Annotated in this window: 16 protein-coding genes; 9 read left to right on the top strand and 7 right to left on the bottom strand. The window is 64.9% G+C overall.

The features are described 5' to 3' along the window. Positions 1 to 77: 77 nt before the first annotated feature. Entirely contained in the window at positions 78 to 1,589 is a 1,512-nt protein-coding gene (locus ACFSC3_RS06700; protein WP_380939609.1) for a replicative DNA helicase, read from the bottom strand. 107 nt (positions 1,590 to 1,696) lie between these two features. On the opposite strand from ACFSC3_RS06700, the gene ACFSC3_RS06695 reads away from it, so the two are divergent. After that, on the top strand, positions 1,697 to 2,179 hold the full coding sequence (locus ACFSC3_RS06695) for a UPF0262 family protein (protein WP_380939608.1): 483 nt from the start codon (positions 1,697 to 1,699) through the stop codon (positions 2,177 to 2,179). Positions 2,180 to 2,182: 3 nt separating this feature from the next. Beyond that, positions 2,183 to 2,641 carry a cytidine deaminase gene (locus ACFSC3_RS06690; RefSeq protein ID WP_380939607.1) on the top strand — a complete coding sequence of 153 codons (459 nt, stop codon included), beginning with the start codon at positions 2,183 to 2,185 and terminating at the stop codon, positions 2,639 to 2,641. A gap of 126 nt (positions 2,642 to 2,767) precedes the next feature. Here the strand turns inward: ACFSC3_RS06690 and ACFSC3_RS06685 are convergent, their stop codons facing one another. Then, the gene (locus ACFSC3_RS06685) at positions 2,768 to 4,825 is read right to left on the bottom strand and encodes a prolyl oligopeptidase family serine peptidase (protein WP_380939606.1); all 2,058 of its coding nucleotides are present in this window, start codon (positions 4,823 to 4,825) and stop codon (positions 2,768 to 2,770) included. A 204-nt stretch (positions 4,826 to 5,029) separates the two neighbouring features. Between ACFSC3_RS06685 and dcd the strand changes: the two genes are divergently transcribed. After that, positions 5,030 to 5,581, top strand: a complete 552-nt coding sequence (gene dcd, locus ACFSC3_RS06680) for a dCTP deaminase (protein ID WP_380939605.1) — start codon at positions 5,030 to 5,032, stop codon at positions 5,579 to 5,581. A 988-nt stretch (positions 5,582 to 6,569) separates the two neighbouring features. Here dcd and ACFSC3_RS06675 read toward each other — a convergent pair. The 5 genes from ACFSC3_RS06675 to ACFSC3_RS06655 all read right to left on the bottom strand — a co-directional run bounded on the left by ACFSC3_RS06675 (position 6,570) and on the right by ACFSC3_RS06655 (position 9,726). Then, positions 6,570 to 6,929: a tetratricopeptide repeat protein gene (locus ACFSC3_RS06675; RefSeq protein ID WP_380939604.1), complete on the bottom strand. Its 360-nt coding sequence runs from the start codon at positions 6,927 to 6,929 to the stop codon at positions 6,570 to 6,572. 182 nt (positions 6,930 to 7,111) lie between these two features. Next, on the bottom strand, positions 7,112 to 7,537 hold the full coding sequence (locus tag ACFSC3_RS06670; protein WP_380939603.1) for an ExbD/TolR family protein: 426 nt from the start codon (positions 7,535 to 7,537) through the stop codon (positions 7,112 to 7,114). A 32-nt stretch (positions 7,538 to 7,569) separates the two neighbouring features. Beyond that, the gene (locus tag ACFSC3_RS06665) at positions 7,570 to 8,046 is read right to left on the bottom strand and encodes an ExbD/TolR family protein (RefSeq protein WP_380939602.1); all 477 of its coding nucleotides are present in this window, start codon (positions 8,044 to 8,046) and stop codon (positions 7,570 to 7,572) included. Between the two features lie 104 nt (positions 8,047 to 8,150). Next, positions 8,151 to 8,960 carry a MotA/TolQ/ExbB proton channel family protein gene (locus tag ACFSC3_RS06660; protein ID WP_380939601.1) on the bottom strand — a complete coding sequence of 270 codons (810 nt, stop codon included), beginning with the start codon at positions 8,958 to 8,960 and terminating at the stop codon, positions 8,151 to 8,153. Positions 8,961 to 9,042: 82 nt separating this feature from the next. Further along, positions 9,043 to 9,726 carry an energy transducer TonB gene (locus ACFSC3_RS06655; RefSeq protein ID WP_380939600.1) on the bottom strand — a complete coding sequence of 228 codons (684 nt, stop codon included), beginning with the start codon at positions 9,724 to 9,726 and terminating at the stop codon, positions 9,043 to 9,045. 367 nt (positions 9,727 to 10,093) lie between these two features. Between ACFSC3_RS06655 and ACFSC3_RS06650 the strand changes: the two genes are divergently transcribed. The 6 genes from ACFSC3_RS06650 to accD all read left to right on the top strand — a co-directional run bounded on the left by ACFSC3_RS06650 (position 10,094) and on the right by accD (position 14,967). Then, complete coding sequence (locus ACFSC3_RS06650) at positions 10,094 to 10,807, top strand: hypothetical protein (RefSeq protein WP_380939599.1); 714 nt, start codon at positions 10,094 to 10,096, stop codon at positions 10,805 to 10,807. Positions 10,808 to 10,894: 87 nt separating this feature from the next. Further along, positions 10,895 to 11,422: a GNAT family N-acetyltransferase gene (locus tag ACFSC3_RS06645; RefSeq protein WP_380939598.1), complete on the top strand. Its 528-nt coding sequence runs from the start codon at positions 10,895 to 10,897 to the stop codon at positions 11,420 to 11,422. A 22-nt stretch (positions 11,423 to 11,444) separates the two neighbouring features. After that, positions 11,445 to 12,086 carry a phosphoribosylanthranilate isomerase gene (locus tag ACFSC3_RS06640; RefSeq protein ID WP_380939597.1) on the top strand — a complete coding sequence of 214 codons (642 nt, stop codon included), beginning with the start codon at positions 11,445 to 11,447 and terminating at the stop codon, positions 12,084 to 12,086. Between the two features lie 15 nt (positions 12,087 to 12,101). Then, complete coding sequence (gene trpB, locus ACFSC3_RS06635; protein WP_380939596.1) at positions 12,102 to 13,331, top strand: tryptophan synthase subunit beta; 1,230 nt, start codon at positions 12,102 to 12,104, stop codon at positions 13,329 to 13,331. Next, the gene (gene trpA, locus ACFSC3_RS06630; protein ID WP_380939595.1) at positions 13,328 to 14,116 is read left to right on the top strand and encodes a tryptophan synthase subunit alpha; all 789 of its coding nucleotides are present in this window, start codon (positions 13,328 to 13,330) and stop codon (positions 14,114 to 14,116) included. The genes trpB and trpA overlap by 4 nt, the downstream gene beginning before the upstream one ends. Continuing rightward, entirely contained in the window at positions 14,113 to 14,967 is an 855-nt protein-coding gene (gene accD, locus ACFSC3_RS06625) for an acetyl-CoA carboxylase, carboxyltransferase subunit beta (protein ID WP_380939594.1), read from the top strand. Before trpA ends, accD begins: the two co-directional genes overlap by 4 nt. Positions 14,968 to 14,971 lie beyond the last annotated feature (4 nt).

Here is a 14,971-nt window from a genome sequence, read left to right as displayed (position 1 = left end):
CGCTGGCGGGCGAAAGTCCGTCGACTGCCAAGGCTCCGGCCTGCGCCGGAGCACGGTTCGTCAGGTGCGGACTAACTTCACTCGTCGCTGTCCCCGAACGGCGTTTCACCCGCATAGTCGCTGAACCGGGTGATGTTCGACTCGAACCGCATCGTAACCTTGCCCGTCGCGCCGTGACGCTGTTTGGCGACGATCAGTTCGGCGAGGCCGTGCACGCGGTCCATCTGCATCGCCCAGGCTGCGTGATCGTCGAAGACGCGGCTGTCGTCGCCATCGGTCGGGATCTTCGGCTCGCGCGCAGCGAGATAATAATCCTCGCGGTAGACGAACCACACCATGTCGGCGTCCTGCTCGATCGATCCCGACTCGCGAAGGTCGGAGAGCATCGGCCGCTTGTCCTCGCGCTGTTCGACCGCACGGCTCAGCTGCGAGAGCGCGATGACGGGGACGTTCAGATCCTTTGCCAGCGTCTTCAGGCCACGGCTGATTTCCGAGATTTCCTGTACGCGCCCGTCGCTCGACGACTTGGCCGACCCCGACAGCAGCTGAAGATAATCGACCACGACCAGGCCTAGCTGGTTGTTCTGTCGTCGCTGCAATCGCCGTACGCGGGTGTGCAAGCCGCTGATCGACAGACCTGCGGTATCGTCAATGAACAGCGGCAGGTTTTCGAGGTCCGCCGCCGCCGCGGCCAGCTGCGCGAACTCCGCCTTGCTGATCTTGCCCATACGCAGCGATTCGGAACTGATCCGTGATGCCTCCGCCAACACACGCGTCGCCAGCTGGTCGGCCGACATTTCCAGGCTGAAGAACGCGACCTTCGCCCCCACCGACTTCTCGGGGGGAATGCCGAGCCGCATGTCGTCCATCCAGCGCTTCGCCGCATTGAACGCGATGTTGGTCGCGAGCGACGTCTTGCCCATGCCCGGTCGCCCGGCGAGGATGATGAGATCGCTGTGGTGCAGACCACCGATCTTCGCATTGATCGAGTTCAGACCGGTCGTGACACCCGACAAGCCGCCGCCCGCATTCAGTGCCTTCTCGGCGAGCCGCACAGCCTCGGTCGTCGCCTGAGCGAATGTCTTGACCGAATTCGCGCTGCCGCCATCGGCGGCGACGTTGAACAGCAGTTCCTCCGCCGCCTCGATCTGCACGCGCGGATTGACCTCTTCGGAGGTGTCCATTGCTCGGTCGACCAATGTCCGGCCGACCGTCACCAGCGCGCGGAGCATCGCGAGATCATAGATCTGCTGCGCGAACTGCTTGGCGCCGATCAGGCTGGCGCTGCTCGCGGTCATCTGCGCGAGATAGGCCGGGCCGCCCTCGGCCTTCATCCCCTCGTCGCTGTCGAACATCGGGCGTAGCGTGACCGGGGTCGCCAGCATGTCGTTCTGGCGCAGCGAACGGATCGCGGAGAAGATGCGACCGTGGAGCGGATTGAAGAAATGCTCGGGCTCGATCCGGTCGAGAATGTCGTCGGCCAGCCGGTTGTCGATCATCATCGCACCGAGCAGCGCGCTCTCCGCCTCCAGATTCTGGGGCAGCTGCTTTGTTTCGGGCGGGTCGACGGGGCGAATCTGGGTGGCCATCCCCCCCTCTCCCACCCCGGCGCCTATCCGACAACTGCGGATCGATGTGGATAACGGGAAACGCGGTGCGTTGATCCCGCGCGCCAATAGGTTAAGCCGTTGCGGCAATGGCCGATCCGCGGATCATCGATGTCGAACTGGACGAGCGCACCATCCTGTGGCGCTCGGCAGATGTCGAGCAGGAACGCCGCATCGCCATCTTCGATCTACTGGAAGACAACAGCTTCGCGCCGCAACGGACGCATGCGGACGGCTACGCCGGGCCCTATCGCATCAAGCTGAGTGTCGAAGACGGTCGCCTGGGCCTCGCCATCCACCGCGAGGACGGATCGCATCTCGAAACGCTGATCCTCGCCCTCGGCCGGTTCCGCCGCCCGATCCGCGACTATTTCGCGATCTGCGACAGCTATTATCAGGCGATCCGCGCGTCGACGCCGCAACAGATCGAGACGATCGACATGGCGCGGCGCGGTATCCACAACCAGGCCGCCGAACTGCTGATCGAACGGCTCGACGGCAAGGTCGCGGTCGATTTCGACACCGCGCGCCGGCTCTTCACGCTGATCTGCGTGCTCCATATCAAGGGATGACAAGTGGACGATACGACCGTCGATGAAACCGGCTTGATTGCCGCGGCCCGCGCGGCTGCGCTGCACGCCCACGCCCCCTATTCGCGTTTCGCGGTCGGCGCAGCGGTACTTATGACCGACAGCTCGGTAGTTACCGGCGCGAATTTCGAGAACGCCAGCTACGGTCTGTCGCTCTGTGCGGAGACGGTCGCGCTGGCGACGATCAGCGCGCAGGGCCGTCTGCGCGAGGTCGCCGCGATCGCGGTGATCGGCGGTGCGATGGATGCCGACGGCCGCCCGACCGGCACCGGCCCCGTTTCCCCCTGTGGTCGTTGCCGCCAGGTCATCAACGAAGCCGCCCAGATGAGCCGGCGGGACCTGCCCGTCCTGTGCGGCGCGGCGGAGGGCGATGCCGTCCGCCGTTACACGCTGTCGGAACTGCTACCGGACGCGTTCGGGCCGGCTGATCTGGGGATTGCCTGAAGTCTAACCGCTTCCTCCGCCGATCGTGCTGAAGCCTGCTCTCCGTGCCTTTAGGACGCAGGCGGCGGCAGGACTTCGACACCCGCAGCCCGAACCACCATCGGCGCCCCGTTCAGGACCGCGCCGTCAATACGCGAGCGTCCACCCCGGCTTCCCCAGTCGCCAATTGATGAAGGTCACGATGTCGGCATAGAGCGAATCGGTCTGTGCCTTGGTCGATCCGATGCCATGCCCGCCATCTTCGTCGACCCGCAGCAGCACGACATTCTTCGGATTGGCCGCCCGCATCTTCGCCGCCAGCTTGCCCGGTTGCCAGCTGTCGACACGCGGATCGTTGAGCCCCGTGGTGATCAGGTAAGGCGGATAGGCCACGCCCGTCTTCACATGTTGATATCCGTCCATCGCCAGCAGATTGCGGAAGCCCTGTGCGTCCTTCACCGTCCCGAACTCGACGATGTTCGCGGGGCCATTGGTCTGGTACTCCGCTCGCAGCGCGCTCGCCATCGGTACCTGGTCGATGACGCCGGCGAACAGGTCGGGCCGCTCCATCGGCGCCATGCCCATCGGAATGCCGCCGGCCGAACCGCCGGTGATGAACAGCTGGTCGGGCGTCGTCAGCCCCTGAGCGATTGCCGTCTCGGCGCACGCGATCAGGTCACGCCAGGTGTTGGATTTATTCGCGTCCTTGCCGCCCAGTCGCCACGCCTCGCCCAATTCCCCGCCGCCGCGGACATGGCACATCGCGAAGTCGATGCCCTGATCCACCAGCGCAGTCGTGCGTGGAGAAAAATATGGAAAGTTCGATACGCCATAGCTGCCATAGGCGTTGAGCAGCAGCGGCCCTGGCCGGCTGTGTCCGGCCGCCCGAACGACACTCAACGGCACCTTCACCCCGTCCCTTGCGGTCGCGGTCAGGTCGCTGACGACGTAGCGCTTCGGATCGAAGCTCACCGGGACGCTGCCGATCCCGACGCTCGCCATTACCCGCTTGGCCGGATCAAATCGCAGCCATGTCGGCGGCGTCGCCCAATTGTCGAACAGGACGGTGATGCCCGGCTTAGTCGGATCGGAAAAGCTGCTGCTCCCATCGATTGAACCCTTGGCCGGCAGCGCGATCGGCTCGAGCGTGCCCGAAGGACCAACCCGGAACAGCCGCGAATGCAGCCCCTCGCGCGCAATGACATACAAACCATCGGATGCGGCACGTATCGTCTCGATCAGTCGACCGGGTTCTGCCTTCACCAGAGTCTTTGCGGTCGACAGCGGCTGCCCCGCCTCGAGCGCCAGTACCTGGAAAGTCGGCGCATCCTTGTGCGACAGCAGGTAGAGTGTGCGCTCGCGCTGCTCGATCCAGGTAATGCCGGCATCATAGCTGAACGCCTTCTTCCACGGCGTCGTCAACGTCAGTGCCGTACCTGTCGGCGCAAGCCAGAGCTCTGCCTCGTTCTGCACGCCGTTGATGACAAGCCCGTGCAGGGTCGAAGCCCCGGGAACGACATTGACGACTGCGGCCTGCTCCGGGCGAACCGGAATGACGGCTTCGCGCACGGCGCCTCCGAACAGCTCGGCCGGCTCACCCTTCATGTCCCACGCGACGGCGCTGCTGTTCAGATAACGCGCACTCGGCGGGGCGCCAGCGGGCGGCTCGGCCAGGCGGTTGAGGTAGAGTAGCCGCCCGTCGCTCGACCAGATCGGTGGCCCCCATTGAACACGCTCGAGCGCGGGGCTCGCCGCCTTTCCGGTCGCCGCGTCATAGACCGTCAGGACGGCGCGTTCCGATCCGCCTTCCGAGATGCCCACCGCGACGCGGCTCCCGTTAGGTGAGGGCATGTAATAGTTGATCGCCATCGGCGCGCCGCCGCGCGCGGCACGCAGGGCGGCGATGTCGATCAGTTTGCGAGTCGCGCCGCCCTCCCGGACCATCACGTCGAAATTGTCCGAACCGGCGGCGCGCTCGATCCAGAACTCGCGGGCGCCGAAGCGGCGATAATCGCGTGTCGCGGTATATGATCCGGTCGATGCGGCGATCGCTTTGGCCACTTCGGCACGCGGCGCGACGCCGTCGAACAAGGCCCGCGTGTATCGCCCTTCCGAACGGATCCACGGCACCGCTACCGGGTCGTCCTTCGTCTCCATATACCTATAGTCGTCGACGACTTCGGTTCCGAAATACGTCTCGGTCACGGGTTTGACCGGTGGCGGGGCCGGGCGCTGCGGCGCGGTTTGTGCTGCCGCGGGGGCCGCCAATCCAAACATCACCGCATATATCGACGATCGCATGATAATCCCCTGACGTCATGACCCGACGACAAGCTGCGCCCACGCCTAACCTGAGGCAAGCCCAATCTCGCGCTTGCACTTCCCGGCGGGGGCCGCGATGACGGCGGCATGATCCTCTCCGACCGCTGGATTCGCGAACAGGCCACCACTCACGGCATGATCGAGCCGTTCGTGGAGGCGCAGCGCCGCGAAGGCTGCATCAGCTATGGCCTGTCGTCCTACGGATATGACGCGCGCGTGGCCGATGAATTCAAGATCTTTACGAACGTTGATTCGGCCGTCGTCGATCCGAAGGATTTTGCGGCGAACAGCTTCGTCGACCGCAAGACCGACGTGTGCGTCATCCCGCCGAACAGCTTCGCGCTTGCCCGCACGGTCGAGTATTTTCGTGTTCCGCGCGACGTGCTGGTCATCTGTCTCGGCAAGTCGACCTATGCGCGGTGCGGCATCATCGTGAACGTGACCCCGCTCGAACCCGAGTGGGAGGGGCATGTCACGCTCGAATTCTCGAACACGACGCCGCTGCCGGCGAAGATCTACGCCAACGAGGGCGCATGCCAGTTCCTGTTCCTGAAGGGCGATCAGCCCTGCGAAACAAGCTACGCCGATCGCGCCGGGAAATATATGGGTCAGCGCGGCGTGACCTTGCCGCGACTGTAGGTCGCTGACGGGCTGACCGGATCAAGTCCCGCGGTCGCTGACTGGCATCATTGCGCAACTTGTGGGTGGCCTATGGCTGACAACATGCAACCTGAACTTCTCCGCCAGCGCTTGATACCGCTAAGCTGACATATCGGCTGCTCTGGCGCGGGCCGAAGCGTTTAGGGTCTGATCCATCTAGGGCCGATCGACATTCTGCCCATACCGGCCTGCAAATGGCGGTATCCCGTGCTTCCGGTGCTCGCGTACCTTGAGTACGCTGCGCTCCGGGTTCCGCAAAACCACCATTTTCGGCTCGGTCCGACCTGAATGTCGATCAGCCCAAGTTTGATGCACAGGCGTACTGCGGGCGAAGGCCTGAGCGTTGGCGGGCGTCAGGGCTTCGATTGCCAAGGCTCCGGCCCGTCGGAGCACAGGATGGTTCAGCTTGGCTGGATCACGCTTTAGCAGCCGGAACGCGAACGCCCGTCGACACTCGGACCTTTGACAGGTCATGACGATGCTTAACGCTCGACGAATTACCTTCTCTGGCGCTGCGATTCGTCACGATCGCTTGCCTCTCGTCGCTCAGTCACGCTCTACCTTGGCGAGCGGGCGTCTATCCACACCGCCGCCTCGCGACGTTATTCGTCGACCCTCGGCAAATGCGGATCCGCATCGGTTATGATCATGGAACAGCCGACCAAGCTCGTTGCATGTTGTTGTCTTTCGCCGTCATTGGCGCAAGGCTCGGCTGCTCCCAGGCTTCTATCGACGAGCTCGGTCATGTTGGGCGAGAATTAAATATCGCCCCATGCAGCCGCTGTACGGATGCTCCCCTGCCCTGCTGGTCCGAACCGCGCTTTCGCGCCGGCCCAAGATCAATGGCCAGCAATCCTAATATTCCTTCGCGAAGCCGGGCGGCGGCATGGCATGAAAAAAGGATGGCAACCCGAGTTGCCATCCCCTGTGTTCAAATGAACTCAGCCTCGTCTGACGGTTCGCAACCTCAGCGGGTCGCCATCTGCACTGAATTGATACGGCTCAGTCCGGCCTGCGCGATCTGATGCGATGATACGACGCTCGCATCATTACGATCGAGCAGGACCGCCTCGCGGTCGAGCAATTGACGATAGAGCGTCGCGGCCTGCATCGGACGTCCCGTCGCAGTATAGACGGCCGCCAGGTTGACCAGCACCTCGGCGCTGCCCGGATAAATCTGACGTTCGGCGAGGAGCACCCGTTCGGCTTTGGAATAGTCGCCGCCGACAATCGCGGCGTGCGCGACGCGGACCGCGCCGTCCTGAGCCATCGCCGGCGTCGCGACGATGGCTGCTGCCACTGCTGCAAGAGCGAACCGCTTGGTCATCCCATCCTCCGTCATAATGTTACTCTTTTATGACGAATGAGTGTCACTTTTGTTTCTGGCGGGCAAGTGCGTTTATTGCATTTCCATGACAGTCACCTTGGGACCATCGATCTTGTCCCGCGAACACAAAAAAAGGGGCGGCCGAAGCCACCCCTGATCGTGTCGCAACCGGATCCGAAGGATCAGAAGGCGGCGCGATATTGTTCGTTGCCGACGAAGCCGAGCTTGCTGACGTTGGCACGCTTGATGATCGCCAGGACCTGGTCGACCTTCTCGTACCGCGCCTGCGGATCGGGCCGGAAGTGAAGTTCCGGCTGCGGCGCCATCACGACCGTGCGGTCGAGATACTGGCGCAGCGTCACGTCGTCGATCGGCGAACCGTTCCAGTAAGACTGGCCCTGCGGATCGATCGTCAGCGTGTTCTTTTCGGACTGGATGACGTTCTGTGGCCTGTTGTCATTCTGCGGGAGGTCGACCTTCACCGCATGCGTCTGGATCGGGATCGTGATGATGAACATGATGAGGAGCACGAGCATGACGTCGATCAACGGCGTCGTGTTCATTTCCATCATCGGCTCGCCGTCGTCCTTGCCGCCGCTCATAGCCATATCAAAATACTCCTAGACTGGTCGCGTGCGGGTTACTGGCGGACGCCGCCGGTGCCGGCCGGCGGTTCGGAGATGAAGCCGACCTTGGCATAGCCTGCCGACTGCATCGTGTAGACCGCGCCGCCGATGCAGCGATACGGGGTGTTCACGTCACCACGGATATGCACTTCGGGGATGTCGTCGGGCTTGATGTTCGCACCCAGACGATCGACCACGCCCTTCAGCTTCGCGACGCCGCGGTCGAGAAGTTCCTGGCTGGTGACCGGGGTCATGCCCCAGACGACCTGGCACGATTCGCCGTTCCCGGTGACCGACAGCAACACATTCTCGGGCTTCGTCGTCGTCACTTCATACGCGACCTTCGGCAGCGTCAGCGGGATCGACTGGACCACGACCGGAACCGCGATCAGGAAGATGATGAGGAGCACCAGCATGACGTCGACGAGCGGCGTCGTGTTGATGTCCGACATGGGGGTGGACTCGTCGCCACCACCTGAACTCATCGCCATTGCGAGCTTTTCCTATTCTCTACTGGCCCTTTGCGGCTCCCTGAAGAACCGTTCGGGTTTGGTCCGGGACCGCGCGTCAACGGACGCGCAGTCCCGAAAACCAGTTACGCCTTGGTCTGCACGCCACCGGTCTGACCGGCGGTCGTCGTCGCAGCGGGCTTCGCCGGAGCGGCCGGCTTGGTCACCGGAGCGGTCTTCGATGCCAGCGCCGGACGGACGGCGCCGTTCGAGGCCAGGAAGCCGAGCACGTCGTTCGAGAAGGCCGACAGGTCTTCCGCGATCGACTTGTTGCGACGCTGCAGCCAGTTGTAGGCGAGCACGGCCGGAACCGCGACGGCCAGACCCAGTGCGGTCATGATGAGAGCCTCACCGACCGGACCGGCGACCGCGTCGATCGACGCCTGACCGGCAGCGCCGATCTTGATGAGCGCGCGGTAGATGCCGATAACCGTACCGAACAGACCGATGAACGGCGCGGTCGCGCCGACGGTCGCGAGGAAGGCCAGGCCGGTGCCGAGCTTCGCGTTGATCGCCGCTTCCGAGCGGGCGAGCGAGCCGTGCAGCCAGTCATGCGCCTCGACCGGATCGGTCAGCTTGGCGTGCTGGTCCTGCGCCTGGATGCCGTCGTCGACGATCTGGCGATAGGCCGAGTTCTTCTCGAGTTTGGCGGCACCTTCGCGCAGCGAGTTCGAGGTCCAGAAGCCGGTGCGCACGCGCTTGGCCTGGTTGATGACCTTCTGCTGCTCGAACAGCTTCGTGAACATGATGTAGAACGAAACGATCGAGAAGGCGCAGAGGATGAGGAACACGGTCCAGGCGATCGTGCCGCCCTGTTCCAGTGCCGCCCACAGGCCGTACGGGTTTTCGCCCGCTGCCGCGCCGTTGGTTGCCGCGGCGAGAATGGTGGTGATCATGCTCGGTTGGTCCTTTGAGAAAAGCGTATCTTGGTTCGAAATCGATCAGAGACGGCCGACGCATAAGGCGTCGACCTCCCCGTTACTGTTCCAACTGCCATTTCACCGGCAGAGTAAAGGTCGACGCAATCGGGTTGCCGGCGTCGTCTTTTGCCGGGGTGAATCGGACGCGACTGCGAGCGATCCGGCAAGTCGTGTCATCCAGATCACGGTTACCGCTCGACGAAGTCACGCGGCAATCCGTCACCCGGCCGTCCACACCGACAGTCAGCGCGGCAACCACGCGACCTTCCGCACCTTCTCGGCGCGCAGTCGGAGGATAATTGTCCGAACCAAAGAACTGGCCCGGGTTACCCTTCAGACCGGCCTTCTGGCTGATCCGCGGCGGAGCCGGCGGCGCGGGCGGTGCCGGCGGCGCAGGGGGAGCCGGCGGTGCCGGGGGCGGCGCCGTGTAAGACGGCGGCGGCGTCGTCTGGGCCTGCATCACGACCGGCGGTGCGACCGTCTGAACGATCGGCGGCGGGGTGACGAGAACCGGCGGCGGCGGCGTCGACGGCTGGTCCGGCGGCGGCGGAGGTGGAGGCACCTCCTCCGGCGGGGGTGGTGGTTCCTCGACCTCGAACGTCGTCAGCTGTTCCTGGGTCTTCTTGATATACTGATAGGCGAGGCCCGTCACAAAGGCGTAGCCTATCACGGCGTGAATCAGGGCGACGATGACAAGCGCCACCACCCTGCTCCCGCTCATATTCTTGTCAGCGTAGGCCATTCAGCTACGAAACTCCCTCATGACTGACTGAGGCAAGCGGCGGCGTCCACACGGTATGTCGCGTCCTCTGCCACTGCCCACCTTCTGCCGCACATGTTATGCCATCGCGCGACAGGGCCATGTGGCTCTATCACATGGTTCCCCTGACGCAAACGCTTTGTCGGGCGCAAGAAACATGCGGACGAGAAAGGACAAAATTATTTCTGTATCGTTCAGGGGCGCACGGCTATCGCTTTCGATCATGTCGATACGTGTTAACCTTCCGTCGGCCATCCTCGCCGCTAGCGTGGTTTTAGCCGCATTTCCGTCGCGAAGTGCCCAGATTGCGGCACCTTCAGGGCAAGTCACGCCATCCTATGTGACAGTAATGGATCAGGTGCTTGCCGCACCTCTCCTCATCGACGCGACCATCCGGGAGGCCCAGCGCCTGAAGCCGGAAGAGTCGCCGGGCCTGCGGCCGGGCCTAGTCCGCTATTATATCGTCGCGGACGTCGGTGCCCTGATTCGCGGGCCAGCGGAGCTTGCTGTCCGCGTGTCCTATCTCGCCGATGTGCCACTCGACGCTCGGGGCAAGCCGCCGCGATTGAAGAAGGCGCGCGTCTTATTGTTCGCGCGACCTGTCGCCGGTCGGCCGGGCGAGATCCAGCTGATCGGCGCGACCGGTCAACAGCCGTGGTCCGCAGAACTCGACGCGCGCATTCGCGGGATCGCTCGCGAGGTGGTTGCTAGCGACGCCGCAGCGCAGATTACCGCGATCGGCAATGCCTTCCACGTCCCCGGGTCACTGCCCGGCGAGGGCGAAACGCAGATTTTCCTGACCACAGCCGATGGTCGCCCGGTTTCCCTGTCGGTCCTGCGCCGGCCGGGCGAGCAACGCCGCTGGGCGGTCGCGCTGAGTGAAGTCGTCGATGAAGCCGCCCAACCCCCGGCACGCGACACTCTGCTCTGGTATCGGCTTGCCTGCGGCCTGCCGCGCACGCTGCCCGACCGCTCCGTTGCGGCGATGGAGCCGCTCGACGCGGCGACGGCGCGCAACGACTATGCCTTCGTCCTGTCGTCGCTGGGACCGTGCGAGCGGTAAGAAGCCGCGCGATCGGTTCTACCCGATTCGGCGGTAATTCCGTAACTTCGATTGCAGGGCACCGCGTTGAGTGAAATTCTCGCAGTGATGCGGGATTCGCTTTCGATTCGCGGGACTACGACGCGTGACCTGGTCTCGCTTCACGCCGTTATAGAGCGCGCCTACCGCGGCGATACCGCGCGGCTCGGTTGGACGCACGAGGCCGATCTGCTGTCCGGCCCGCGGACGACGGCGGACGTGCTCGACGAAATCGTCGCCGATCCGCGCCAGCGCCTGTTGTCGGCCTGGATCGATGCGCGGCCGGTCGGTTGCGTGGCCGTCGCCGATCGTGGCGGAGGACTCGCCTATCTGGGCCAGCTCTGTGTCGAGCCAACGCTTCAGGCTGGTGGCCTTGGCCGGCGTCTGATCGCCGCTGCCGAGCGTACGGCGGTTGCCGCCTTCCACGCCGATCGTATCGAGATGACCGTGATCGATAGTCGCACCGAATTGATCGCATATTATCTGCGTCGGGGTTACCACGTCACCGGCGAGCGGCGGGACTTTCCCATTCCGCTCGACCCGCCGCTGTTCATGACCGTGCTGGAAAAGCCGCTCACGGCGCTTGTCGCATCCTGAACGACGGGGCATGGCGCGCGCCATGTCCGTTACCGCCAAGATCTGCGGGCTTTCGACGCCCGAAACGCTCGACGCCGCGATCCGCCACGGCGCGAGTCACGTCGGAATCGTCTTCTTCCCGCCGAGCCCGCGCCACGTCGACCGCGACCGCGCGGCGGGTTTGGCGGCGCGGGTGCCGGGCCATGTCGGAATCGTCGGCGTCTTCGTCGATCCCGACGACGCGCTGATCGACGCGAGCATCGCCGCTGGCAGTCTCGACGTCCTGCAACTCCACAAGGTCTCCCCCGACCGTGCTGCGATCCTGCGTCGCCGGACCGGACTAAAGGTCTGGGCGGCGATGGCGATCAAGACGTCGGCCGACCTTGCCGCCGCACGGAGCTTCGTTGGGGCGGCCGACCGCATCGTCTATGATGCGAAGACGCCGGAGGGTTCCGCCCTGCCCGGCGGCATGGGCGTCCGGTTCGACTGGACGCTGCTCGATGGGCATCGCCATCCGTTGCCATGGGCGCTGTCCGGCGGGCTCGACCCCGACAATGTCGCCGCGGCGGCTCGCCGCACGGGAGCGCCTTTGGTCGACGTCTCGTCCGGTGTCGAAAGCGCGCCCGGCGTGAAGGATGTGGACAGGATCGCCCGCTTCCTTCAAGCGGTCCGCCAGATTTCCTGAGCGAAGGCTTACCGGATGAACGCTCCCAATTCCTTTCGCGCGCAGCCCGACGAGCGCGGCCACTTCGGCGACTATGGCGGCCGCTACGTCGCCGAGACGCTGATGCCGCTGATCCTCGACCTGGAGCGCGAATATCGCGCGGCGCAGGACGATCCGGCGTTCGCCGCCGAGTTCGACGATCTGCTCGAACATTATGTCGGCCGCCCTAGCCCGCTCTATTATGCGACGCGGCTGACCGACGCGCTGCGCGAAGGCGCCCCCGAGGGCAAGGGTGCCGAAGTCTGGTTCAAGCGCGACGAGCTCAACCACACCGGCGCGCACAAGATCAATAATTGCGTCGGCCAGATCCTGCTCGCCCGCCGCATGGGCAAGACGCGGATCATCGCCGAGACGGGCGCGGGCCAGCACGGTGTGGCGACCGCGACCGTCTGCGCGCGCTTCGGCCTGCCGTGCACGATCTTCATGGGCGCCAAGGACGTCGAGCGACAGGCGCCGAACGTGTTCCGCATGAAGCTGCTCGGCGCCGAGGTCCGACCGGTGAAGTCGGGTGCCGCGACGCTCAAGGACGCGATGAACGAGGCGCTGCGCGACTGGGTCGCCAACGTCCACGACACGTTCTACATCATCGGCACCGCCGCGGGTCCGCATCCTTACCCGGAGCTGGTCCGCGACTTCCAAAGCGTGATCGGTCGCGAGGCGCGCGCGCAGATGCTGGCCCGCACCGGCCGCCTGCCCGACCTGCTGGTCGCGGCGATCGGCGGCGGGTCGAATGCGATCGGGCTGTTCCATCCATTTCTGGACGACGCCGACGTCGCGATGCTGGGCGTCGAAGCGGCGGGCGAAGGGCTTGATGCCAAGCATGCCGCGAGCCTCGCCGGCGGCTTCCCGGGCGTGCTCCACGGCAACAAGACGTACCTGCTTCAGGACGACGACGGCCAGATCGCCGAGGCGCATTCGATCTCGGCAGGCTTGGACTATCCGGGCATCGGGCCGGAGCATAGCTGGCTGAAGGACATCGGGCGCGTCGAATATACGAGCGTGACCGACACCGAAGCGCTCGATGCGTTCCAGCTGCTGTGCCGCACCGAAGGCATCATTCCGGCGCTGGAGCCAAGCCACGCCATCGCCGCCGTCGCCAAGCGCGCGCGGGAGATGGATCGCGATCAGGTGATCCTGGCGAACCTGTGCGGTCGCGGGGACAAGGACATCTTCACCGTCGCCGAGGCGCTGGGAGTGGCGATTTGACCCGCCTCGCCTCCGCCTTCTCTCGCGGTCCTGCACTCGTCACCTTCGTGACCGCGGGCGACCCGATGCCGGCTGCCACGCCCGCCATCCTCGACGCGCTCGTCGCCGGGGGCGCGGACGTGGTCGAGCTGGGCATGCCGTTCACCGACCCGATGGCCGATGGTCCCGCGATCCAGGCGGCGAATATCCGCAGCCTTGGTGCCGGCACGACCACCGCCGATATCCTGTCGATCGCCAAGGGTTTTCGCGCGCGGCATCCGGACGTGCCGCTGGTCCTGATGGGCTATGCCAACCCGATGCTCCGCCGTGGCCCCGCCTGGTTCGCCGAAGCCTGCGCCGATGCCGGCGTCGATGGCGTGATCTGCGTCGACATTCCGCCCGAGGAAGACGACGCGCTCGGCCCCGAGCTGCGCGCCAAGGGCATCGCCCCAATCCGCCTCGCGACACCGACGACCGACACGGCCCGCCTGCCCGCCGTCCTCGATGGCGCGAGCGGGTTCCTCTATTATGTGTCGGTCGCCGGCATCACGGGTCTTCAGCAGGCCGCGCAATCCTCGATCGAGGATGCGGTCGCTCGGCTGAAGGCGGCAACGGACGTGCCTGTCGCGGTCGGCTTCGGCGTCCGCACCCCCGAACAGGCTGCCGCGATCGCGCGCGTGGCGGACGGCGTCGTCGTCGGTTCCGCGATCGTCGACCTCGTGGCGCAACATGGCGCGGATGCGGCCAAGCCGGTCCGCGCCTATATCGACACCCTCAAAACCGCCATCAGCAAGGCCACATCATGAGCTGGATCGACCGCGTCCGTAACGCGATCCCCTTCGTCGCCAAGCGCGAGACGCCCGACAACCTCTGGCACAAGTGCAAGGGCTGCGGGCAGATGGTGTTCGTGAAGGAGCTGGAAGAGAACCAGCACGTCTGCCCGAAATGCCAGCATCATGAGCGGATCGGCGGCCGCCTGCGGTTCGAATACCACTTCGACGCGGGCAGCTGGACCGTCCTTCCCAATCCCAAGGTCGCCGAAGATCCGCTGAAGTTCCGCGATTCGAAGCGCTATACCGATCGCCTCAAGGCCGCTCGCGCCGACACGGGCGAGCAGGATGCCTATCTCAACGCGGTCGGCACGATCGACGGCCACCGCGCGGTCATCGGCGTGCAGGACTTCGCCTTCATGGGCGGATCGATGGGACAGTTCGTCGGCGAAGCCTTCGTCGCGGGCTGCGAAGCTGCGATCCGCGAATCGGCACCTTACATCGTCTTCACCGCCAGTGGCGGCGCGCGGATGCAGGAGGGCATCCTCAGCCTGATGCAGATGCCGCGCTCGACCGTCGCGATCGAGATGCTGCACGACGCCGGCCTGCCCTATATCGTCGTCCTCACCGATCCGACGTCGGGCGGGGTGATGGCCGCCTATGCGATGCTGGGCGACGTCCAGATAGCGGAACCCAATGCGACGTTGGCCTTCACCGGCCGCCGGGTCATCGAGAGCACGATCCGCGAGAAGCTGCCCGAGGACTTCCAGACGAGCGAATATTACCGCGACCACGGGCTGATCGACATGGTCACCCATCGCCACCAGCTGAAGGAAACGCTGGGTAAGCTGGTCGACTATCTCGCCGGCCCGAAGATGGCGGCGTAAGCGT

It is taken from the genome of Sphingomonas floccifaciens (assembly GCF_042681125.1).
Classification (GTDB): Bacteria; Pseudomonadota; Alphaproteobacteria; order Sphingomonadales; family Sphingomonadaceae; genus Sphingomonas; species Sphingomonas floccifaciens.
The sequence above is the reverse complement of the archived record's forward strand: the minus strand, read 5'-3'. Positions and strand labels throughout refer to the sequence as shown.

Bases quoted from the DNA above. Each gene is read 5' to 3' on its own strand.
- ACFSC3_RS06660 (WP_380939601.1), bottom strand. From the start codon at position 8,960: ATGATCACCACCATTCTCGCCGCGGCAACCAACGGCGCGGCAGCGGGC.
- ACFSC3_RS06650 (WP_380939599.1), top strand. From the start codon at position 10,094: ATGGATCAGGTGCTTGCCGCACCTCTCCTCATCGACGCGACCATCCGG.
- ACFSC3_RS06700 (WP_380939609.1), bottom strand. From the start codon at position 1,589: ATGGCCACCCAGATTCGCCCCGTCGACCCGCCCGAAACAAAGCAGCTG.
- ACFSC3_RS06655 (WP_380939600.1), bottom strand. From the start codon at position 9,726: ATGGCCTACGCTGACAAGAATATGAGCGGGAGCAGGGTGGTGGCGCTT.
- accD (WP_380939594.1), top strand. From the start codon at position 14,113: ATGAGCTGGATCGACCGCGTCCGTAACGCGATCCCCTTCGTCGCCAAG.
- trpB (WP_380939596.1), top strand. From the start codon at position 12,102: ATGAACGCTCCCAATTCCTTTCGCGCGCAGCCCGACGAGCGCGGCCAC.
- ACFSC3_RS06695 (WP_380939608.1), top strand. From the start codon at position 1,697: ATGGCCGATCCGCGGATCATCGATGTCGAACTGGACGAGCGCACCATC.
- dcd (WP_380939605.1), top strand. From the start codon at position 5,030: ATGATCCTCTCCGACCGCTGGATTCGCGAACAGGCCACCACTCACGGC.
- ACFSC3_RS06675 (WP_380939604.1), bottom strand. From the start codon at position 6,929: ATGACCAAGCGGTTCGCTCTTGCAGCAGTGGCAGCAGCCATCGTCGCG.
- ACFSC3_RS06645 (WP_380939598.1), top strand. From the start codon at position 10,895: ATGCGGGATTCGCTTTCGATTCGCGGGACTACGACGCGTGACCTGGTC.
- ACFSC3_RS06665 (WP_380939602.1), bottom strand. From the start codon at position 8,046: ATGGCGATGAGTTCAGGTGGTGGCGACGAGTCCACCCCCATGTCGGAC.
- ACFSC3_RS06670 (WP_380939603.1), bottom strand. From the start codon at position 7,537: ATGGCTATGAGCGGCGGCAAGGACGACGGCGAGCCGATGATGGAAATG.
- ACFSC3_RS06640 (WP_380939597.1), top strand. From the start codon at position 11,445: ATGTCCGTTACCGCCAAGATCTGCGGGCTTTCGACGCCCGAAACGCTC.